Genomic DNA, 25,358 nt, shown 5'->3' on the forward strand with positions numbered 1-25,358 from the left:
TTCTGGGGTGAATACTATAGTTTATTGTGCCTGGCATTACTCTATAATTTTAAATATATAATACTTAATATAATAAATTGGATAACAATCCAGACAGTAAAAAATAAATAAAATGCAAAGTATATTTAAATTACAATATATCATCTTTTAATAATTTAGACAATTTATAACGATTATGGCAATTACAATTTTGCTATAATCGTTATAAATTGTCTTTTGTACAAAACTTTGCTATGCAGATTATCTTCCTAACTCAGGGTTGATCAAAACAATTTGAATTAAAGGTTATTCTGGTGTAGAATTTATTGATTAAAAATATATTCAAGAAACTATCAAAAGATAGTTTTACGCTTTGCTTCTCCCTATCGTGTCATAAGTTAATGCCATGTCAAGAATCGTTACCGTCGCTGCCACTCAAATGTCCTGCTGTGATAATTATGCCGATAATCTTGACCGTGCTGAAGAAATGATAAGGCGCGCGGTAAAAGAGGGAGCCCAAATCGTCCTGCTACAAGAGTTGTTTGAGATGCCATATTTTTGCAAAGACCAAGATGGATCTTATTTTAGCTTGGCGCGACCCTTAAAAGATAACAAGGTTATTGCTCGTTTTTCAAGCATTGCTCGAGAATTATCTGTGGTATTGCCGTTTAGTTTTTTTGAAGAGAGTTATAATACGCATTTCAATAGCTTAGTAATGATAGATGCAGACGGGTCTGTTCTAGATCTGTATCGTAAGTCGCATATACCCGATGGGCCAGGATATCAAGAGAAATTCTACTTCACTCCTGGAGATACTGGTTTGCTAGTTTGGGATACGATTTACGGTCGTCTTGGATGCGCAATTTGTTGGGACCAGTGGTTTCCTGAAGTTGCTCGTGTTATGGCCTTACAGGGCGCTGAGCTTTTGTTGTACCCAAGTGCTATAGGCAACGAACCTATGACGAATTCACAAGTTAATAACCCTGATCACTGGCGCAGAGTTATGCAGGGACATGCAGGTGCTAACTTAATTCCACTTATTGTCAGTAATCGCGTAGGTATTGAGACTGGTCACACATTAGATCTTACTTTCTACGGTACCTCTTTTATCACCGACGCAACTGGAGCGGTGATAGCTGATGCTAAGCAAAAAGAAGGGGCGGTTATTCTTGGAACTTTTAATTTAGATGAATTGCGCTTGGAACGAATCAAATGGGGTATATTTCGTGACCGTCGACCGCAATTATATAGTGTTATTACTGCTAAAAATATTTTCAGCGAAAACAAAAGCACTAAAAAAACTTTTAGTAAGTAAAAATCACTGTAATTATTTGTAGTCTACAAAAAAAGAAATATTGGTAATATTTTAATTAATTAGCCAATTTTATTAAGCTAGTAATTGCCTAAAATAAATAATTCTTATTTAAAAACTCGTGAGATTAATAATATTTTGCTAAATTATAATGGTAATCTGTATCTTAGTAAGATGAATTACTCTTAGCTAAATATTTGTATCAAAATTATTTAATAAACAATCACTTAGACTAAAACGATACTTCATTTGCTTTTAGCTCGCTTTTGCCAAACAAACCTTATTATGTACTAAAAGTTCATAATAAGGTTTGTTATTAGTTAGTACACTTTAATCTTATACTTTTAATTATTATTCTATTATCTGGACTAGGGTAGCATGCTTATTCTCTGGATAAATAGAGCAAAAAATCTCTCAGTATTGATAGTAATCGCCGTTAAAGATAAATTATTTTTCTATCTACTGTACAGTGCTTAGTAGGAGCAATCAAATTAGTGTTTACTAAATAAGAATAAGGAGAATTATATAATATATAACATACAATACTTAGATAATAAAATATGGATATATGATTTAAACGATTGTTGATGATATAAAACGCTAACTTGTTTGTTGTATGTATAATAACTAAGAAAAATTTCTCGTAGTCCAATAAAATAACAAACTTTTTTGATTATCTCGAAGCACCAACTTTTTTGCGATAAAAATATGATAACCATATGTTTTTATTAAAATATTAGCTAACAGCTAATCTAAGGCAAGATATAAGCATATAGCTTGTAATCAATTACTTTTTTCTTATGACAAATTAGCTTATAGTGAGTTAATCTAAAACACTTTATAAATTAAAAATAATGTTTAATGAAAACTAAAGCGCCTAGTCTATGGCCAATGTAATAGATGAATAAAACGCTTAACAAATAAAAGTTATATTTGTATTTAGATAAATTAACTGCTTACTGATAATAGATAATAAATAATATTAAGTCTTAGACTGCTTTATCGACTAAGCATTTTTGCGTTTAAATTCAGATTTTTTCATTGCTATAATTCAAATTATAAGCCTAGCAGATTTTTACCAAAAACACATTAAGCTAAGACAAAAATATTTTTTAAATAAAAAAGCTAGATAAACTAATCATCATTGCTTTGATTTATAAATATTTTCACAATAATCTTAGATGATCTCTGAGTATATTCAGATTAATATTAAAGCTATTAATTGCACCAAAATGATCTTTTTGATATTATCGAGAAGATAGATAGTCCATCGTTTTAGACGAAGAGTATGGCCATTAGCATTAATTACTATAACTAAGCAAAACTATCTACATAGCTAAGTTAATTTTACTTTAGTAATTTTAATGTTTTGTAGAGTTATATTGATGTGAAAAGAAGTAAATTAAAAAATTAATCATCAACTGGACAAAGCCTTGCAAGATCTAGCTAACCTTCACTTTTGTCGTCTTAGGTAAACAAAATAAATAACTAATTTTATTTATAAATAACTTAATATAGATCGTTAGAGCATTTAACAGGAAAGTGCCCCCTGATTTAATTACATTAAAGCTTTTTAAGGTAATTAAAAAATACAGAAAATTTTTTAATGAAAAAATCATAGTCAATTGATTACGTAGGCAATCAAGCCTTTTGAAGGGCTAATAACGATTACGAATATTAAATATTCGTAATCAACTAATGTAAAAAATATTTTTAGCATTAGTTGATACATCGTTCTATCTAGGTAACATGCTTAGATTTTTATCTAGATCAATAAATTGCTTGTGTATTAAATACTATGCATAAAGAGTCATAGCTTACTTACAGAGCGAATTCGATCTAAACAAAATGAATTGTGTTACTGGCAATATAAGCGGATCATAATTAGACCAGTACAATAAAATCATATTTTACAACGTAGTATGCATACTAATCAACTATTAAACATGTTATCTAGTAGTATTAAATTTAGCCTTGTTAATTAATGCATTGTGATCATGACAAGACTATACAATAAAAAAGTAAATATTTTTAATGCTTGCAATATAACTTTTATACAACTACGTTTAATGTAGTTGTATCAGTGGATTTTGGCTAAATTATAGCTAGTAAATTATGCGATAAATAAGTTAAAACGTTCGCTAGCTACTTAAGGCACAACCCCACACAAGCGCTCAGCTATTAAAGCTTAAGTAAATTAATGTTGATATTGAGAACTACAAAATGATTATATAAAAAATATATAAAGAAAGAAAATCTAGTGCAATTACAACGTTGGCTAAACAATTATTTTTTACTCGATTAGCTAAAAGGTTTTAGAAAGTTCCGGCCGTGCATTATCTTATTAAGATAAAAACGAAATAAAAGCGATAATATTAAGATACAACTTTTAAAACACTAATCACAAATATGGCTATAAATTAAAATAATAACCTGGATCATTGTTCCCACTGTAAACTAAAAATAACTAGTTTTGTGTAAAAACACCACAGATAGAGCATAAAATAAATTTTTCTTCTCTAAATATGCTCAGCTGTCCTTAAAGAGAAGGATGATCTCTTAGTGATAATATCAATAAGTTAAATCCTACTATATATAATATAATACTCATCTTCTTAACTAAAGCTTGTATAATTCATATTAATGATTCTAGACAGAAGATTAAAATTTAAGTTATTATCTGCGACAGTGGTATGTGAACCATCCAATGTAAAAATTTTTAATTTTTTCTTAATTATTACTCCTAAATAACTTTAACTGAGTATTGTTCCACGTAAAAACACCCAAAACTCATTATTAATGTCAAAGCTAAATCCTTTTGTCGGCCAATAACTCTATAACTAGCAAGCTGCCTCTGAAAAGTATAACTTAGCTTATTTTCTAATCTTAAGCATCTTAATACTTCAAATGCATGTCAATTTAGTGCAATCACTAATACAAATAATGCTTAAAAATATAAAAATTTAACGTTTAATCTAGTAGATTAATGATTAATAGTGTCATTCTTACTACACATACCTTAATATAATATTACTGTTTATTATTCATGGTATTTCTATAATATCTTAATAACAATTCGAAAATTGATTAAGCAACATCTGTCTGGCGAATAAGCTAATTGATATAAAAAATGTTTAATGCAAATCACAATACTATTGGATTATAATATACCATAGTTAAATTAAAAATCTATTCTAGATAACAGTTAAATAATACCAAAATAAAATACAAGAAGCCTTATAAGCTCCGAATAGAGTTACTAGCATTTGCATATTTTTTAAATTAAGCCAATTCAACGATTAATAATATGGCTATCTCTTAATTATTATATCAAAAATAATCTCGTATCTAGCTACAAAGCTAAATTGTAAATACTACTGGATACAGAATGATAACAATATGGTAAAAATTTTGGCATCAGATATGCATTGACACGATACAAAGGTTAAATTTTATATTGATAATTCAACAACATAGTTTTAAAATTTAACTTACTTATTGAAGCTTTTGTTAATATGATAGCAGGACTGTAGTGTTCATCCTCTTATAAACTTATGCATTCTAAAATAATCATTAATTGATTATAAAACGAAATGAATTAGCCCTTATCTTAATCTTGTCTGTCACTATAACTTAGTGGTGCTTCCTGCCACTGTCAACGACAGAGATAATTTGAAAAAATCAATGACAATACTAATCATTAATTGTAGTCACATAAGATTAATACGCTCACAAAATAATAATCTACAACATTATTGATTTACAGTAAACTAACTGGTTATTAACAGCTATTTGTCCAACTCAATAAATCAAGAACTAGTAAAGATATTATTCGCGGTCATTACAGTAATATTAAGTTTGATTATGATATTTCTTCATTTTGTTCTGTTCTATAAGATAGACGTCTAATTAATGTAAGCTGTTAATAAATAAATATTTTCACTATCTGTTAGAATGTGACAATAGTACATAGTAAAAATTTACACTAGAATTGTCATAAGTAATATTTATAAAAATCAAGTGTTATAGTGGAAAAGAATATTCAGGGTTATTTGCTACGACCGCATATAAGTTATATATGGATATAAGACATATTAAATTTAGAAGTAAGCCAGAATTGAGTACTGATAAAAATAATTTTTAATATAGCAAAGAAACATTATACAAAAAAATATTAGGACAATATAATGAATGACTACCCCATCGATATGACGATAGCCCCTGACATAGAAGCTTTTTTTGAACCAGAAAGCAATACAATAAGTTATGTAGTAAGTGATCCAAACTCCTTATCATGCGCCGTGATCGATTCTGTAATGCAGATAAATTACACGGTGGGCCAAATAAACTATTGCCATGCCAATAAAATAATTGATTACATTCGTAGTAATAGATTGAAAATAGATTGGATTATTGAAACCCATGTTCATGCCGACCACCTCTCGGGAGCAACTTATATAAAAAAAAATCTAGGAGGCAAAATAGCAATTGGCCAAGAAATCAAAGTCGTACAAAAGACTTTTGCTGTATTATTTAACGAAGGAAGCGAATTCAAGAGGGATGGTAGCCAGTTTGATTATCTTTTTGGTCATGGAGACACCTATCAGATAGGTACTATAGATGCATTTACTATGCATACACCAGGTCATACACCAGCTTGCATGACGCATGTTATAGGTAACTCAGCCTTTATCGGGGATACTTTATTTATGCCAGATAGCGGCAGTGCACGAGCTGATTTCCCTGGCGGTAATTCCGGTAGATTATACGATTCAATCCAAAATTTACTTAACTTACCGGATAATATGCGTTTATTTATGTGTCATGACTACGGACCTAATGGTCGGGCCTTTCACTGGGAAAGCACGGTTGGTGCAGAAAAAGCGAATAATATCCACGTAGGCAAAGGGATATCTCGCGAAAATTTCATAGCCATCCGAGAGGCCAGTGATGCTAAACTAGAAATGCCGCGCCTTATCATACCATCGTTACAGATAAATATGCGCGCTGGTCAAATGCCACCTAAGGATAAAGATGGCTGTACTTTTTTAAAGTTGCCGATCAATAGTTTATTGAACTTTTTAAGTTAGTAAAAATATTTTTAAGTTAGTAAAAATAAAAAACCTGGCAGGTATTCACTTTAAAAAAAATATTATATTATATTGATCAGCGCAGGTAATTATAAATTTAAAGTAATTATTATTAATTTTTGTAATTATACTATCTACAAGATACCATTAAAACATCATAGCTAAAGAGCTTGACTCAACTCAATTTGGCTAATATTTACTTGTCATCTATTTATAATTTACTCAAACAGTTAATAAGGGTTATCTTCCTAGTATAAGTAATTGTATCAACTGCTACAAACAGTAAACTAACTGAGTAATGCTTGAGTAATCTTTTACCTTGATAGCCTTCAAAAGAAAATAAAAATATTTAATAACATTAAACATTTTTATTCATAGTGTTGTAATAGTTTATCAAATCTAAATTATTTACAAATTTTTACTAATAATCCACTAAATTGGTATAAATTTAGGAAAATTATTTTCCAAATAACATTTGCGTTTCCTTTTGCTATATGTTTTATATCATGTACCTATAAAATTCTTTCGAAATTTTAATTCTAACTTTTAATAGTTATTTAAAATCCATAAAGTATGTTGTGGTTGTTAGTTTACTATTAGTTTTTTGTACTTGAAAATTTCAATCTACACTTGCTAAGTATGAATAGCATTATTGAAATTATCTTTCTGAAATCATTAGGGACTTGAAGCAAGTATTCTCTTATTTTATATTTAGGAACTAAAAAAACTAAATCGGCTAGATTAAGTCGCCTTCTAAGCTACTAGCTATCAATACCCAAGTAATTGCTTGAATCCGGTCTTCTTTAATTATGACTGTAGTTAAAGCATACTAAATCAGAGAAAAATATCTCCGGAAATCTTGCTAACATAGCAAATAAAATTCTTCATAAATCATCCTTAGGTACTTAAGGATGATAACGTAAATATATTAGAGAAATAACTATAATATTAAACCAACGAAGAGGCATTAATTGAATAATTCTAAACAAAAAGGCATTTAGTAGATAACCTTATTAATACTGGAACGATGATACAAAATTTGTTTAGCTAAACAAATTGATTTATTTTTAATTAATTATTAAGGTTTCTGCTATTTACTGCGCAACTAGCAACTTATTGATGTAAATAATTAATATTACATCAATACTAAAAGTACAATGTATGTGCTGTAGCTTATTATAAATCAAGCCACATTTAGCATGGTTTAGCTTACTAATACTATGTCGATCGAAGTATATATTCAATATTTTATGGAAAGCTAATAAACTACGAAATACTACATTTACGAAATACTACATTAAAAAATCTTTCCGAGCTAGTCAGCCGATATTCTAGTATTTACATGATACAATGGGGTGATTTGTATTATCTAGAGTTTCCTGTAATTTATTTCTGTTTGGCAGATTAACAAGTGAATCAATTGTAAAAACTTGTTTAACGCAAAGGCTGCTTTAAAATAGCTAACAAATTTTAACATCAGAAATAATATCAGAGGGCAATAAACCGGCAATATAACTCTATAGTAATAATCTACTAAATAATTGTATTATGCTATATTTAATCATTTCAATAAACTATATCTTCCTAATTAACCGTTAAGACTCGGATTTTATTTTTGTAGCACACGCTAAATAATAAACGATTAAAGCTCTAAAGCATGTTACTCATTTTCTTCTTAGCCAGCAAAGCCTAAGCATTTGATAATATCATAAAATTCAGCAAAAATAACTTGATAATTAATATATTTTAAATTAGTTTACTCTTCAATTATTCGCAATATTTATTAGAATCCTTAAATTATTTACTAACTTTCGTATAAAGCTAAATAATATAATAAAATTATGCTTAAACAAATACCTTTACAATAAACAAAGTCCTAAACTAATGATTAGAATCCTCAATCATGCTAATACATAACTATTAGTATTGATGGCAAAACATACTTTTATTAAAAGCTTAACTAAAACTAATAATCGTTAGATAATCATCGGGAAATAGGCATTGATCTGATAACTTGGAGATCACGTTAATGGCTAAAAGCTACAAGCTCTACGAAGGTAAAGCCAAAATTATGTATGAAGGGCCAGAACCAGGTACAATCATTCAATACTTCAAAGACGATGCTACGGCCTTTAATAATCAAAAGCATGATTTGATCGCTGGAAAGGGTGTTATCAACAATCGCATCAGCGAATATTTAATGACAAAGTTGACAGAGATTGGTGTGCCTAATCACTTCATTCGTCGGCTCAATATGCGCGAACAGCTTATACATGAGGTAGAAATGCTTCCGCTAGAAATTGTGGTACGCAACGTAGTTGCTGGCTCATTAGCAAAACGATTTGGATTAGAAGAAAGTACTCAGCTTCAACGCTCGATTATCGAGTACTATTACAAATCAGATAAACTAGGCGATCCGCTAATTTCTGAAGGGCATATTAGTTGTTTTGGTTGGGCTACTACTCAGGATATTGATGACATAATTACTTTATCCCTTCGAATAAATGATTTTTTACTGGGATTGTTTCTTGGGATTGGAATACGACTAGTTGACTTTAAACTAGAATTCGGTCGTTGGTATAATAATAATGAGGCAGCGCAGATCATACTTGCTGATGAGATTAGTCCAGATAATTGCCGATTATGGGATCTTGCAACTAACAAAAAGATGGACAAGGATCGCTTCAGGCGCGATCTAGGTGGTGTTAAGGAAGCCTATCAGGAAGTAGCAAGTCGCTTAGGAGTGTTACCAGAAATTAATAATGTTGATTTGAATAATCATAGCAGCGTATCAGTAAAAGAGCTTGTAACATAATGCTAAATAATTATAGCGCGATCAGTTTATTGATATGACTTTTTAAAACTTACCACAAATCAAGTTTAGCTAATTGGCTTTTACAATCGAGTTAGCCTTTCATCAAGAGATGATCAATTCGGATATTGGCATAATTCTACGGATATTCTTAATGAAGCTCTCTCTAATTAAACAAATAGATTTTACTAAGCCCAATGAAACGATCTGCATTAAGTAATTTACATTATTAGATTAATCTAAGTTAGCATTTTAACGATACTAGCCAATCAAATTTAGAAGAAAGATGCTACTTATGATAGTAATATTTTTATATAGTTACTTTATTTGAATTAATTTTTAATATTAAAATCTCACAGAATAAATGATGCAATCAACTTAATTTAAGGTATATTCAGTGAGTTAAAGTACCTAATCATTTTATCAAATATCCTTGCTGATATTTCAGTATAACTTAATACAGTAGGCTAAGTAATCTTAATTGACAAAATACTCCAAGAGAAATAACAAACTAATCCGATCAAAAATGCTTTATCAGCGATTGATTTTTAGGCTAATTAAGGTTATTTCCTTGACATTATACTAATCGAAATTATTGTATCTGATAATACAAAGTTACGCCTTTGCAAATTCATTTACCTTAGTGTCATTCCATGAAATTGAAATGTCTATCCAACGATAAATACTACTTCACTAGTTTAGTAGTATTTATCGTTGGATATAGATAGTGCGAATAGCATAAAACAGAGATAAGTAATTTATCTCAGCCAGCTATTAATTTTTATGACAAGTGCGCTTATTAATCAATTTGTATTAGTCTAGCCTGTATAGCTCTTTTAGAATAATTGTAAATCAAAGCCCTAGGTTTACAATTTTGGTTCTATTACTCAACTATCTTACTATACTCGCATAACTAACTTGCGTTAGCTTGGCAATTATCTCACCACATGAGTAATATCATGACAAGAAGCTTTCGGTCAGTTAGAGCGATGCTATAGCAGTAAGGATAACTAGTATCAGAAACATTCATTATAACAAAACCAACAATAAACTTTTATATCAAAGCCTACCTCTCGCACATCGTAATATAAAATTCCTAGCATTACTAGCATTTTTAAATTAAATTAATCCATAAAATGAGAGCCGCGACATTCTATATATGTTACTATTAGAAGAAAACACTCCCTTAACGTATACTAAGTTAACAAAATTCTAAATATTAAGTAATCAGTTATTTTAAGTAGTTTGGTACAACTAAAATAGTTTGATTTACTAGAGAATTAAAACTAATTAGAAATAGCGCACATAATTACCAGTAATAACTGTATCGCTCAATAGGCATAATTTAAAATCTAGCAGTGTTATTGAAACTAATTGGGTAATTACCACAAGGTAAAAGATTTAAAGTCGCTAACTTTTATAACAAAACAAAAATATATTTTAGAAAAAATTACTGAAGACTAATATAAATTTAAAGTTAGTTCGGTTACTGCATGCTTCTACTTAAGTAAGATTAATAATTATCCAGATATTATTAATCTTGGTAGATCTTATCCAGAGCTCAATGTCTACAAAGACCTGTAATAAAACAACGAACTAGTACAGTTGATAACATTAATAAAAATTATTATTCAATTTATACACAAATATATATTTTGATGATTTTTATTAATTCATTGAAAGCTAATCGACCGACATTGTAATTGATTAGAGCTAGCTAGGGAATGATATAATTCATGCTTAATGAAATTACACTTAAGCAATTCCAAGTGATCAATAATATTAGTTATATAATATTTTATCATGAACTTATGTAAAAAAATATAAGATTGCTGTAGCATAATTAAAACCTTAAGATTAGCTATTAGCGTAAATATATAAAAAAAATAAAGACTTATTTTTATAAATCAAAATCAACTATTAGCAAAAATTAACACTAAGCTTTAAAATACTTGCTACCTTGCTATAAACAACTTAAATAATATCCTTAATAAAACAGTAATAAATCTATATTACAATACACGTCGATTAACTAATTAACAGATTTTAAACCTATCGATTTATGCTTAGATAATTAATAATATAAACTATATTATACCTAATATATTCCGTTTAATACCTAAAATTATATAAAAGTGATAGACGATTTCATTAAAAAGCGAGATATAAGCTATTCTATAATATAGTAATTTAGCAATGATATCATACACTTATAAATTTTTTCAACCAAAAGATTTTAATTATTTTCTTTGTCGCTTACTAAATAAACTGCTGTATTAGATATTGGTCATGGGATATCAAATTTACCTAAGTTAGCTATAAAAAGATTAACAAAATTTATTTTGTGAGAAATAAACTCAATTACACAGTCAATTTAATTAAAGCAAGTAGTAGACTTTATGGGAATAATTAAATTACCACAATTAAATAATTGGATAGCATTATGAGAGTTACCGTTTACATCAAAATTAAACCAGAAGTACTCGATCCACAAGGAACAGCAATTGCTCGCGCGCTCTCTGATTTAGGATTTGCTGGAATTAACAAAGTTCGTCAGGGCAAAATAATCGAAATTGATCTTGACAAAACTAATGCCATTAAAGCTGTATCAGATACAGAAAGTATGTGTGAACGTCTATTAGCGAATACAATTATTGAAGATTACAGTATCAGTATTGGAGAATAATCTAATTAGTACTTTCTCATATTAGTTATAAAATAAGTTAATGATAAGTACACGGATTAAAAAAATTTAGCACCACCCAAGATATTAAATTAAATATTGATTACATAGTTAGAATAACTCATACATCACATAAAAATTTTTACTAACAGGATGTATTATCCTAGTAGATAAAGTCAGCTTAAGTTTCTCGCCTGAGATATAAATATTGTTATTTTAAGATGTTTTTATAAGAGTGTTCATTCAAAAATATAAACCCTATTACGACCACAAAGAAGTCAATATCTCTCCTAGGATTTACTTTGAATACTTGATATCTTAATCAATTCTGCTTTTCGTCTAAAACAATAAAAAGCTTAAAAAATCAGTTATATCGCGTAGCCACAATACTCAAGAAATTTGATTGGTAACATAAGAAAGACGTACAGCAATATTTATTGTAACACTAATATACTTATCTTAAATTAATCATCTTATTAATTCAACTACAACTCAAGTGCTATATGATGATAATGCCTAATTATTCACTACCTTTCACAGCTAAAGTAATTCTACCATAAATTGCAAACAAGTCTTATAAACATTAAAAGATTAAACCTAAATCTTTACGTTATCGATAGAATACACTTAAAATTTAAATTAGATGGCATTAATAAGTACTGCTTAAGTGATATTCTTCAAAAAATAAACTAAAAATGCATTATGATCTCATGAGTGAAGCGCCGGTTAATTAGATAGCGAAAAAATTTTGTAACAAGCATCAATCATAGTTAATAACTTGATAGTAATATCAAAAAATTAAACGAATGTTTTGCGTTCTAATGTTTAGAAAAATAGCGCAAATGTTGATTTTTGGTTACTAACAGTGATTAAATCGCCTGATCATATATTCAGCAATAAAGATTAATAGTGTGTCATGTAATAAATTAACAATGATTATAGGAGAATGTACTGTGCTAATCAAAGCAGTTATTCGTTTATTCGATTTTATTAACTAGACTAGAGTTACACTATTATAATTCAATTACAAATATATTTTTCTTAGTGATAAGAAAGAAACATAACGAATATACTTTCGACGGAAATTTCCGATTTAATACAGTTACTTATTAAGCAGTATATTAGCCGCTAATGCAGCTTGGCTCATTATTATTCACATATTTCTGAGGGAAAAGTATTTTAGAAAAAGCAACCTTAAATCAAAACTAATATCGTCGAATGAATTTTTATGTGGTAATTTATCTATTAAGAGACTTAACATATATCAATTTAATAAGCTAGAGTATTTTTAATTTGTTCAATTATACGAATTATGTCATTATTTATACGCTGAATATTGCAATAGCAAGATGCCTTTGCCCCGGAGAACGAAATGAAAGCAGCAATCGTTATATTTCCTGGATCTAACCGGGATCGGGATATGGCTGTTGCCATACGTCAATCTTTTGGTAATTACCCAATTATTATTTGGCATAAAGAAACCGAAATTCCGAAAGTAGATTTAATTGTTATTCCGGGAGGGTTCTCTTATGGTGATCACCTGCGCTCCGGTGCGATTAGCGCATTATCACCTGTAATGCGTACAGTGGAGATGCAGGCCCGAAAGGGCGTACCCGTGTTGGGAGTCTGCAACGGCTTCCAGATTTTAACCGAGACGGGAATATTACCAGGTATTCTTATGCGTAATATTGAATTAAAGTTTGTCTGTAAGACAATCAGGTTAAAGGTAGAAAATTCTTCCGGTATATTCACTGCTGGGTATACTAGTGGGCAAATTCTTTCGTTACCTGTTGCACATAACGATGGTAGTTATTTTGCTGATAACGACACACTTAATAGGCTAGAAGACAGGGATCAGGTAGCCTTTCGCTATATTAGGACTGAAGGTGTTTTATTTGGAAATCCAAACGGGTCCATGCGTGACATCGCTGGCATTTACAATGATAACAAGACAGTACTTGGTTTAATGCCTCATCCTGAGAATGCTATCTATCCTTTTAATGGAAAAGCGGATGGTCAAATTTTTTTTGACAATTTAGTATCATCATTATAATACACAATACTAGAACTTGGTTACAATTTTTAGAGTTAGTTACATATTTTTTATGTTGCTAACTAAGGATCTAACTTCTGAATAATTTAATTGTACTCCACTAATTGATAATTCTAGTACTACTCAAGTAATACTTATAAAAAAGTAGCACATAACGTATTGCATAAACCAAATCTCCACTATTAACTTCCTAAGTAAAAAAAGCTCAGAATTGATAACACGCCGACTAAAAATTTTTAGCAACCGCCTAAAGTATGTTTATCAAATAACAACAAAACCATGACATTATGTCACTTATAGTGATAGCTAGAGTTCTTTATACTATAGCAAAGATTTTACCTCTGTAACCTACGACAAATAATACACTAGAGCATAATCTATGACAACAAACAATATAGCATTTTTTTCTTCGTTGTTTATTAATTATAGGCGCTTAACAGAATGATATACACTGGTGCGCTTCAAGATCATTGTATGAGTTTTGTATATTATATAATCTCGCGTAATTATTAGTAACTCGCTTAAAATGATGCACCTTGCGTCTATCATAGTATGATAATCTTATAGTTTAAGATATAGCTATACTAGTTTATACAATTTATGGCTTAGAATTTGGAAAACTTCTCGTGCAATATAAAGTCTAATCCAGTATTGCAGAATCTAGTGCTGAGTGAATTATACGCCATTATCAACAATAATTTACTTTGGTAAGAGTAAATCAAAGATTATCTACAAATTCTAGATTAATTTATAGAAATCAATAGGATAAATTTTAAGAGTTAACATTAAGGAAACACAACTATTAGTGCACGTAAAAAAAATTAAGCATAGAACGAGGTGATAACGCAGAATGCTAGTTCAAAGATATCATCTACATTTACTTTGATTATTGATAAATTGCTAAATGTTATTTCCAAATAGAAAAAGCATTTGTTTATATAAAATAAACTAACTAAAAATAAATGCTTTTAATAAATCAGAATAATTGCAAAATACAAATAATGCTAAGTATTATTGCTATGATAAGTCAAAACTACAAGACTAATGCAATAAACGATATTGCAGCAAACATCAGTAAATTTATACTACAATATTCTTAATAATAAATTTTAAAACTTAAAGAGGGAAAAGTTTCTAGCAAGCTCATATTCCACAGTCAGTAAAATACTAACGAAGTATAAGATACTCTTAAAATTCTGCATTAAGTTAGCTTCTCATCCCAGTGAATTAGAAAGTCAGAACTACAAGAAGATTATTTTATTAGCATTAATAATTACTAACATCAACACGCTATTATAATTGAATATACAAAACATCTAAAAACAGTTTTCTCACATAAATAGGCATTTCTAAGCTTGTTTCTGTAAAAGATAGCCATGTATTATAATACAATCACTTTTTTACGAAAAACTAGAATAATCCTAACAGAAGATTCGCTATCTGAGGTAACATAAAATTAAATGTATTATAACTTACGTTAAATCTGCAAGCTGCTACTGATCAATGCATTAATTTTAGCTAAGCAATAAATAACATACAATAAATTACTTAATACAAATATGATACTAAATAACAACAGTTATTTCACGAGCACAACTAGAACCCGTTTAAGATATGTTAAGCTGAAATATAAATAAAAATCATAATAAAGTTGCCTATAATCGCAAAAAAATTAAAGATAAGTTTGTAGAATAAAATAACTCTTGTAGATTAATATTCTATGTAGCTTTCGTTAAGATCTGATTATAACAAATGCATAATCTAATCATAAATTCATTAACTAAAGTATTAAATATCTAATGTTGAGATAAAATATGCTGTCAATATTAGAATTTTTCATTATATTTTATGCATCATTGAGCAGTTAATTAAAAATGTAGATTAAAATACAACGAAACCCTCTTGCTATTATGGATATTTATAAAACTGTTAAGCAGATATAAAAATCTTAGGTTTTCTTTATAGCAAAAAAAAGATGAGCTAATACTAATTGCATTTCTAAATATATTAAAATACACTAAATTTCCATGCTACACTTGATACACAGGAAAATTTTTTAGCTATAATTAAATACTACTAGCGTTAGTATCATAGCTCTCTGGATAAACACAAGTTAGGACTATTAGACACACAGCATAGTGTAATCCACCCATATAAAGCGAAACTCATCGCTTATTGTGTAGCAAAACAACCATAAATCTTGTTACTTCTAGTTCAAAACTTGAGAGCTAGGAATAAATCGGGGTATATTCTTATCAAGTAAGAACATTTGATAACCTTACTAACTGCCTCTAAGCTCTTTTTATCTCAATTATTATAAAGAGTTAATATTCTTATTTATTTTGTAACCTATTACGTAAAAAACAAATTTGAGCACTTTTGATACTATTAATTAGAATAAAAATTACTAAAATTACACCTTCTTATTTCGTAAAGCCTTAGATATTATATTAAGCAGGTAATCCATACGTAAAGATTAATGCTGGTTTTTTTCTAGAAAAACATGATAGCGCTATAAGAAAACTCTAACGACTAAAAAGAATTAATTAACTTTTTAGTACGACCATCACGGCCATCTTACTTCTGGGGGCAAGCTCATCATAATTGCCTCCACATTACCTCCTGTCTCCAATCCAAAAATAGTACCACGATCATAAAGTAGATTAAATTCTACATAGCGGCCGCGTCGAACAAGCTGATAATCACGTTCTTCTAATGTCCAATCCTCATTCATACGCCTAGCAGCTATTTTTGGATAAACAGCAAGAAATGCAAGTCCAACATCCTTGGTAAAAGCAAAAGCGCTATCGAAATCTTCATCTAAATAGTCGTAAAATATCCCACCACTTCCACGCGGCTCACCTCGATGCTTAATATAAAAGTATTCATCGCACCATCTTTTAAATTTAGGGTAGTATCCTAAATCATGCCTATCACAAGCATCCTTTAGGCTCGCATGGAAAAAATTAGTATCGATCGGATCAAAAACTATAGGAGTTAAATCAGTACCTCCGCCAAACCAACTTTTAGTGGTAGTAATATAGCGATTATTCATATGGACTGCAGGTACTTTTGGTGATTGCATATGTGCTACCAGCGATATGCCTGTAGCAAAGAAACTAGGGTCTTCGTTTGCCCCGGGAATTTGTTTGCGAAATTCTCCAGATAATTCACCATATACAGTTGAGATGTTAACACCAACCTTGTCAAATACACGGCCTTTCATTATTGACATTATACCGCCGCCGCCGCCATCGCGCTTCCATTTCTTAGCCTTAAACCTTCCAGGTTCTCGGTTATTTAGCTTGCCATCATATACATCTTCTAATGATTCGAATGCTTTGCAAATTTGATTACGCAAACTTTTAAACCAGGCTTGGACAGTAACCTGTTGATTATCTGATGCAACATACATAATACATCCTTATTTGAATTTTTCACTGTACAACCAACAATATAATTAAACTATTCCAGATCTAATCTTAAAGCTGTATTATCTATACTACTATAAGCTTAAGCAATTGTAGCGTAAACAGCAAAAATACAAAATACTTATATTAAACATGTGTATAAAGAAAATAAATCATATAATATCGGTCAGCATTTTTAACACTAATTAATAAAAAATCGTTAGATCTATTTGTAAAAATAAAGTAAATTATTACTACTATTTTATAATTGAAATTTTCTTCTATTCACAGTATACACTTAAATGACGATGATTGGAAATCATTATAAAATGAACTGATGTTGGAGATATTAAAATAGTCAACTAAAGCATGTATAATACAGTAGGCGTATGATTTTTCTGGCTAACCAAGCAAAACACTCTTTTTAAATAATTACTTAAATAAACCACTGATATCAAATAAGCTATTTGTCAGCTAATCGAAATTAGCCATATCGTAATCAAGAAAAATTAACCCTAAAGCAACAATAGTTCGAGAAAAAACTTATCCATCTAAAGATTAACATCCTTCCTAAATTATAATAAAGATTCTTAAAAATATCCAAATTGGCTAAATAATTGATAAAATCTTTGACTTGTAACACAACCTGCAATAGTCGTTAATAACAATTTTTAAAAACGAACTATAGTGGCTTAAGCAAATAGTAGCAAGCTAAATACGAAATTTTAATAACATATTTTTTATATTTAAAAAAACGATCTACCCATATAGCAGCTAGTATTTAGTCAGAATTCTAGATTTATAATTTATTTGATTATCAAAAACCGTAAGTTCGACCTATAAATAATTCACATGTAGAGCCTTTTGAGTGTTTATTTATTAGACAAAATAGCTTATACCCTGGATTTTTATAAAAGATTTAGTAAATTATTGTTCATCAAAAATACTAATTAACTCTAGTTCTTCTGTTAAAAGCCCACAATGTTATAAGCATAAAATCAGCAAAACAATATTTTTTAAATAGGAAAACGATTCTATTACTTATTGTTTATTTCGTTTTCTCTTATTATTTTACAAATAGTACCAGTAAAGCTTTACTTATACGATTAGCTGCAATATGCAAAGCCTTTGTTTTGCATTATTAAATTCAGATAACATAAAAATTATATCGCCAGAATATAAATTTATCCTAGTAGAGCGCTACAATAGTGCTATTAGCACAACCATTAAAGCTAAAACAAGCTGTAAATTGTTTAAATCAAGTAAATTATCATCTGTGATGAAATCAGTTTATATTGATTAAAACAAAACATTTAGTAGATTTGAATTGGCAAATTGCTATTTTTCTTAGCCTTTATTTATTAATAAATATTTGTATTATTGCTATAATCATATTTTTACTATGCTGTAAAATAATTTAGTTTATCAATATAAAGCTCATTAATAAATATTCGCTGTAATGGATCATTATACAAAAAACATTAAATGCTTTAATAACTTATTATTCGATAATGTAAATATAATAAAAGTATATAATCCATTTTATTGCTTATATTAACGATAAGTTAGTTTGCTAATTTGATAATTACATTTATTAAATTAACAAATTTATATGCATTACTAAGTGAACCTATATTTCATATTAGTAGTAAAACATATTAAATATCCTGATGACAAAAGGACTATCAATTATGTCAAATTAACACTAACGTATAATAAATAATAAAAATCTAAAAATACGCAGCAATACAAACTTATAATTCATAAATCTTACGCTAAGCTTGATAATATGCGATATTTTTAAACAAGAGAAAGATCTCATTTCTATTAAATCAACTTTTACTTATTTTACTTCAAGGCGTTAATTAATTTTATTTGATTCTATAGCTACTGAACAACTTCTAAAAATGTAAGTATAAGGCTAACAATAGAAATTAAATTTATAAATATTACTTCTAGTTTAATGCAAATATAAAATTTATGAATTTATTAGCTATCAGACAAAAACTTATTGCTGCTACCAGATTTCGACAATTATTTATTCATATCTGCCGTTATCTAAATATTAAGACGTTATCCTTAAAAACATTTTAAAAATGTTTTTAAGGATAACCACAATAATACAATTGTCTAATCACACTATTTAAATCTTACTCAAAAAAATAAATAGCACGTCCAGGCATCAATCAAAGATTTGAATATGCAAGCAAATTTGAAATACTTCTGTATTTCATCTTAATTACATGGCTACACGTTTTAGCTTTTAAGCTATTATTATTTTTGTTACTGTAGCAAAATAAAGAGCCTTTTATTATAATTCCTGCCTGCTCAGCAGGAATAGCAAAATTAGCGACTTTTACTGAGTGCTATCTAATCTAGTTGATAATAAAACCAACATTTACTAGATAAAATTATTTTTAATATTATAGCAGAAATAACAACTATGTTAGCTACAGCCATTGGTGCAACCACAAGTAACACATTTTAAACAACTGCCATTATGTATTAGAGTAAAGTTTCCGCACTCAACACAACCTTCACCTTCGTAGCCTTTAATCTTTGCTTCCATCTTCATAGATAAATCTATCTCGTTAATATCGTTAATTGCCCTACTACTAGCAGCTATAGAACAATTACTCGCAGTAAGATCTTCCGATTTAGCTATTGCAGCCTTCATCTTAGTATCAGAAAGTGGGATAACGCCCTGTCTCTTACGAGTTATAACATCTACTAAATTCGAGCGAACATCAGACCGGACAAAACCACGACTAGCGAGGTCAGTGACTTTATCTAGGATTGCATTTGTTCTGAAAGCTTCATATTCCTCACCCTCACCGTCACCAACAGTATCCGGAGTTAAATCTTCTTGCTTCACATGGGCTAAATCATGGCGATCTAAATAAGAAATAGCTAATTCACGAAACATGTAGTCGAGAATCGACGTTGATATCTTAATGGCGTCATTACCTTGAACGATACCTTGCGGTTCAAATCTGGTAAATGTAAAAGCATCGACATATTCTTCTAGTGGTACTCCGTATTGTAATCCAATAGATACTGCAATAGCAAAGTTATTCATCAACGAGCGAAAGGCAGCGCCTTCTTTGTGCATATCTATAAAAATTTCACCAAGCGAACCATCCGCATATTCACCAGTACGCAAGTAAACCTTATGACCCCCAACAATTGCTTTCTGAGTGTAACCCTTACGACGTTGAGGTAAACGATCACGTTCAGCTCGCTTTCTTATAATCTTATTAACCGCCTTATTAACAACACGTTCTACAACTACTCCAACCTTTCTGGCGGTTGAGCGCGTAACAAATTCGTTAATCTCCTGCTCATCTTCAAAACCAAATACTGCAGCAGAAAGCGGCTGGCTAAGCTTAGAACCATTACGATACAAAGCATTGGCTTTCAGACCTAGCCGCCAAGACAACATGTAAGCATTTTTACAGTCCTCGACCGTAGCACTAGCCGGTAAGTTAATAGTTTTTGATATTGCTCCAGAAATGAAAGGTTGAGCCGCAGCCATCATATAAATATGGCTGTCCACCGAGAGACAACGCTTACCTCTACGACCACAAGGATTAGCACAGTCAAATACAGCCAAGTGCTTCTCTTGTAGGTGTGGCGCACCTTCTAAAGTCATTGCTCCGCAAACATAGCTATTCGCAGCCTCAATTTCTAACTTAGAAAAACCAATACTGCTCAGCATATCAAAGGATATGTCATTGAGTTGCTTGTCAGTTAAACTGAGTATTTCCTTACAAAATTTTTCGCCTAGTGTCCACTTGTTAAAAACAAACTTGAGATCAAAAGCCGATACTATCGCTTGTTCTAATGCAGAAATTTGTTCATCAGCAAATCCTTTAGCCATTAGTGCAGAATGATTCATAATAGGAGCATTTTTCAAAGAACCATGACCTATAGCATAAAGCACAATATCTTTAATATGCTCATCACTATAGCCCAATGTGCGCAATGCTCTGGGTATAAGGCTATTAATTATCTTAAAATACCCACCTCCTGCAAGTTTCTTAAATTTTACAATTGCGAAATCCGGCTCAATGCCGGTAGTATCGCAATCCATGACTAAACCAATCGTACCAGTCGGTGCAATAACTGTAACCTGAGCATTCCTAAAGCCATTCTTTTTGCCTAAATTCAAAGCTGCGCCCCAAGATTCCCGAGCAGCTGTAATCAAAGAGCTCTGAGAACAATTGCTAGCATCCAGCACAACAGGAGATACAGAAAGATTTTCATAACCGTCATTGTCACCATAAGCGGCACGACAATGATTGCGAATTACTCGGAGCATACTATCAGTATTAGCCTTGTATTCAGGAAAAGCGCCAATTTCGCCAGCGATTTCAGCAGAAGTAGCATAAGAAACGCCAGTCATCAACGCAGTAATTGCAGCGCAAAGCGCGCGGCCACTATCACTATCATAGGGCAATCCCATAGCGATTAGAAGACCGCCAATATTAGCGTAACCTAATCCTAGTGTGCGATATTCATAAGACAATTTAGCAATTTTCTTAGAAGGAAATTGTGCCATAAGCACCGAGATCTCTAGTGTAATAGTCCATAGCCGCGAGGCATGAGTGAATTTAACAATGTTAAAGTTTCCATCATCGTCTAAAAAACGAATCAAATTCATCGAAGCCAGATTACAAGCAGTATCATCAAGAAACATATATTCCGAACAAGGATTAGAAGCGTTGATGCGACCACCAGATGGACAAGTATGCCAAGAGTTGATTGTAGTATCATATTGCAACCCTGGATCTGCACTATGCCAAGCAGCCTCAGAGATCTTTTCCCAGAGATCCTTAGCCCGCAAAGTTGCATGAACCTTGCCATCAGTACGACGAATCAAGTTCCACTCAGCATCAGCCTCAACCGCGTTCAAAAACTCATCACTGACACGAACTGAGTTGTTTGAGTTTTGGCCAGAAACGGTAAGATAGGCTTCACTATCCCAATCAGTTTCATAGGTGTCAAATTCAACTTCTGTAAATCCTTGACGAGCGAACTGAATAGCTCTCTGTATGTAATTTGTCGGTAACATAGCATTTTTAGCACCCTGAATAGCTACTTTTAGCTCAGGGTTTTTCTTCGGTTCAAATGCATTATTGCCAAGAGTTTTGATTCCACCTACACAAGCTGCCATTATAGATTGCATAGCGCTCACGATAAGCTTAGATCCGGAAACAAGTGCTGCAACTTTTTGCTCTTCAACTACTTTCCACTTAATATATGCCAGAATATCTGGATGATTAATATCAACAACAACCATCTTAGCAGCGCGACGAGTGGTGCCACCTGACTTAATAGCACCAGCAGCCCTATCTCCAATCTTTAGAAAACTAAGCAAACCCGAAGACTTACCTCCACCGGATAGCGGTTCGCTTTCGCCACGCAATTGAGAAAAATTGGAACCAGTTCCCGAACCATACTTAAATAAACGCGCCTCGCGAATCCAAAGGTCCATTATACCGCCATCTTCCACCAGATTATCTTGTACGCTCTGTATAAAACATGCATGAGGTTGCGGATGCTCGTAAGCGGATTGCGAAAAGGTCAATTTGCCAGTCTCAAAATCAACGTAGTAATGGCCTTGGGCTGGACCATTGATGCCATATGCCCAGTATAAACCAGTATTAAACCACTGTGGAGAATTTGGTGCCGCTATTTGACGAGCAAGCATTACGTACATCTCTTCATAATAAATACGAGCATCTTGTTCAGTATCAAAGTAACCACCTTTCCACCCCCAATAGGTCCAAGTACCTGCTAAACGATTAAAAATCTGCTTAGCACTGTTTTCACCAGTAGTACGCCTTTCTTTCGGCAAAGCAGCAAGTTTCTCTTCATCTGGAATTGCGCGAGATAACCAATTAGGAACATTCCTTTCCTGCAGCTTTTTAAGGGCAACTGGGATACCTGCTTTACGAAAATATTTCTGCGCCAAAATATCGCTTGCAACCTGAGACCAATCGTTTGGTACCTCTATGTTATTGCAACGAAATATAACAGTGCCGTCTAGATGACGAATCTCGCTAGTTGTTCTTCGAAAATCGATGCCATCTAATACATCCTTACCGGCTGTTGTGAAGCATCTTTCAATCTTCATGCTTAAACTCCCACATGAGATGGGTAATGCCAAATTGATTCTTTAAAATTGAAAACACATATTATACAAACTTTAGTAAAGTCCGTCGCGTTCGATAATATCAGTTAAAATATTAAGTTTGTATAATATCTAATTTATTTGACACAGAAGAATAAAATTTAATAAATCATTATAGATAATAACTATATTTTAATAATAGATAATACACTATATATTTTAATATTAGATATTAATACAACTATATTTAGTAATAAAATAATGCTTTGCTTAATTCTAGATAATATTACTTATTGAGTTGTAACCTGCAATAATACCCAGATTGTCATCTGAAATCGATTAATTCTTCCTCCAATGACGCACTATACTGTGTTTAAAAAATTAAATTGCAATATATGCCTAGTAAAATTAATACGTTGATTTAATCTAGCGAATTATAAAATAGTTCAAATTGCTAATTTGCCAAAAGAAAGCGTAAAAATAAGCATAGCTCCTTAATGAACTTATAATTAGTATAAGCAAGGCTAAACGCTTTTTATTAAAGCGTCTTTGATGCAATTATCCATCCTGTTGAGAAATATCAATGATATTATCATTATAAAATGCTTATTTGCAAGAATTGACAGCAATAAATGCTTTATAATTAACAATAAAAATGTTACTTAAACTTATTGATAATAATTATTTTTTAGATAAATTGCTAATGATTGGCCAAATAAAGCGAATTGTTTATTCTTTGTCTTGACTAAATCTTAAAAATAGTGATCTGTTTGTAGAAAGATAAGAACATTAATTGCTGAAATAATCGCACAATCAGCTCGATGACATTAATAAAAAGGCATCGCAAAAATTGATTTACTAAATAAAATCTAACAGGTCTCTTAGAGAAAGTTCGAGCTGGGTGGGTCTTAATAATAATTTCCCTGCATTAACACAACTCGCTGAATACTTTTAGTCCAGTACAATCTGCCTTTCATAATGAAGTATTATAGCATTAAGTATTATAGCAAAAAATTTAGATATTACATATTTTAATTTGATATCTTTCTAAGTATCTTTCTAAAATTTCAAAATATTTTAAAATAAAAAGTACTTAAAGATAACGACCGCAATTAACGCAATTATCCTATCCACATTAAGTAGCAAATCTACTCCGTAATCTTAACATGATGCTTAATATCTTAAAAATACGTCAATATAATCGATCAATTAGCAGAAATTAACTAAGTAAATGAACAACATATTATATTTTAACTAAGATTTACACGCAGAATATATTCATTGGATGTCAACGAGGGTTGAACGCATCTTTTAAGTAAAAAGATCCCTTAACTAAAAGGAAACTTTAGTAAACTAAGCAACTTTTCTGGAACACTTTTTAAAGTGCAACGTAAGTATCAGCCCTCTTTTATCCAGACATAAATTATTTTATGTTAATCTAATTTCTAATGCTATTTTAATTATTAATTAAAATAGCATTGTATTCTAGAGTTAGGGGTAAGTATTAAAAAAAATAATACGGTAAAATTTTCAGCTAAGCTTGAATATTTTTATAACAAAATGCGCTATCTAACTACACATATTACAAATTAAAGATTGATTAGCTAAATTAGCTATAATTTAGAAAATCTACAACGTAAGAGTTTATGACCAATAGTACTAAATTTCCTCTAAGGCTAGAGAAAGTATTTAGAATAGTTTGTGAATTTCTCATTGAGGTTCACTTAAAATATATTTTTATTTATAAAAATATATAACCTGGCAAATAATTTTTAATTATTTGATTCTTTTGCCAAAGAAGCAATTAAGTAATAAAAAACAATATCATCTTAAGGCTAAAGTAATCTTAATACCCTGGTCTTACATTCATTATAACATACTAT

At 30.5% G+C, this 25,358-nt stretch carries 7 protein-coding genes; 5 read left to right on the top strand and 2 right to left on the bottom strand.

Annotated features, from left to right (window positions below; translation table 11 throughout):
- Positions 1–385 precede the first annotated feature (385 nt).
- The 5 genes from aguB to purQ all read left to right on the top strand — a co-directional run bounded on the left by aguB (position 386) and on the right by purQ (position 13,929).
- Positions 386–1,294 (top strand): N-carbamoylputrescine amidase, encoded by a 909-nt coding sequence (aguB, locus tag P856_RS03045; RefSeq protein ID WP_025300702.1) that lies wholly within the window; start codon positions 386–388, stop codon positions 1,292–1,294.
- Between the two features lie 4,184 nt (positions 1,295–5,478).
- Complete coding sequence (locus P856_RS03050; protein ID WP_044214911.1) at positions 5,479–6,381, top strand: MBL fold metallo-hydrolase; 903 nt, start codon at positions 5,479–5,481, stop codon at positions 6,379–6,381.
- 2,029 nt (positions 6,382–8,410) lie between these two features.
- Positions 8,411–9,196 carry a phosphoribosylaminoimidazolesuccinocarboxamide synthase gene (gene purC / locus P856_RS03055; RefSeq protein WP_025300704.1) on the top strand — a complete coding sequence of 262 codons (786 nt, stop codon included), beginning with the start codon at positions 8,411–8,413 and terminating at the stop codon, positions 9,194–9,196.
- A 2,440-nt stretch (positions 9,197–11,636) separates the two neighbouring features.
- Positions 11,637–11,879, top strand: coding sequence for a phosphoribosylformylglycinamidine synthase subunit PurS (purS, locus tag P856_RS03060; RefSeq protein WP_025300705.1), 243 nt, complete (start codon positions 11,637–11,639; stop codon positions 11,877–11,879).
- A 1,369-nt stretch (positions 11,880–13,248) separates the two neighbouring features.
- Complete coding sequence (gene purQ, locus P856_RS03065; RefSeq protein ID WP_025300706.1) at positions 13,249–13,929, top strand: phosphoribosylformylglycinamidine synthase subunit PurQ; 681 nt, start codon at positions 13,249–13,251, stop codon at positions 13,927–13,929.
- Positions 13,930–16,495: 2,566 nt separating this feature from the next.
- Here purQ and hemF read toward each other — a convergent pair.
- Positions 16,496–17,344 (bottom strand): oxygen-dependent coproporphyrinogen oxidase, encoded by an 849-nt coding sequence (gene hemF, locus P856_RS03070; protein ID WP_025300707.1) that lies wholly within the window; start codon positions 17,342–17,344, stop codon positions 16,496–16,498.
- Positions 17,345–19,785: 2,441 nt separating this feature from the next.
- Positions 19,786–23,478: a vitamin B12-dependent ribonucleotide reductase gene (locus tag P856_RS03075; protein WP_025300708.1), complete on the bottom strand. Its 3,693-nt coding sequence runs from the start codon at positions 23,476–23,478 to the stop codon at positions 19,786–19,788.
- Positions 23,479–25,358 lie beyond the last annotated feature (1,880 nt).

Source organism: Candidatus Endolissoclinum faulkneri L5 (assembly GCF_000510265.1).
In the GTDB taxonomy this organism is placed as follows: domain Bacteria; phylum Pseudomonadota; class Alphaproteobacteria; order Thalassobaculales; family Thalassobaculaceae; genus Thalassobaculum; species Thalassobaculum faulkneri_A.

What these genes read in the sequence shown, in the direction of transcription:
- purQ (WP_025300706.1), top strand. Translation starts at nt 13,249, where the DNA reads ATGAAAGCAGCAATCGTTATATTTCCTGGATCTAACCGGGATCGGGAT.
- aguB (WP_025300702.1), top strand. Translation starts at nt 386, where the DNA reads ATGTCAAGAATCGTTACCGTCGCTGCCACTCAAATGTCCTGCTGTGAT.
- purC (WP_025300704.1), top strand. Translation starts at nt 8,411, where the DNA reads ATGGCTAAAAGCTACAAGCTCTACGAAGGTAAAGCCAAAATTATGTAT.
- P856_RS03050 (WP_044214911.1), top strand. Translation starts at nt 5,479, where the DNA reads ATGAATGACTACCCCATCGATATGACGATAGCCCCTGACATAGAAGCT.
- purS (WP_025300705.1), top strand. Translation starts at nt 11,637, where the DNA reads ATGAGAGTTACCGTTTACATCAAAATTAAACCAGAAGTACTCGATCCA.
- P856_RS03075 (WP_025300708.1), bottom strand. Translation starts at nt 23,478, where the DNA reads ATGAAGATTGAAAGATGCTTCACAACAGCCGGTAAGGATGTATTAGAT.
- hemF (WP_025300707.1), bottom strand. Translation starts at nt 17,344, where the DNA reads ATGTATGTTGCATCAGATAATCAACAGGTTACTGTCCAAGCCTGGTTT.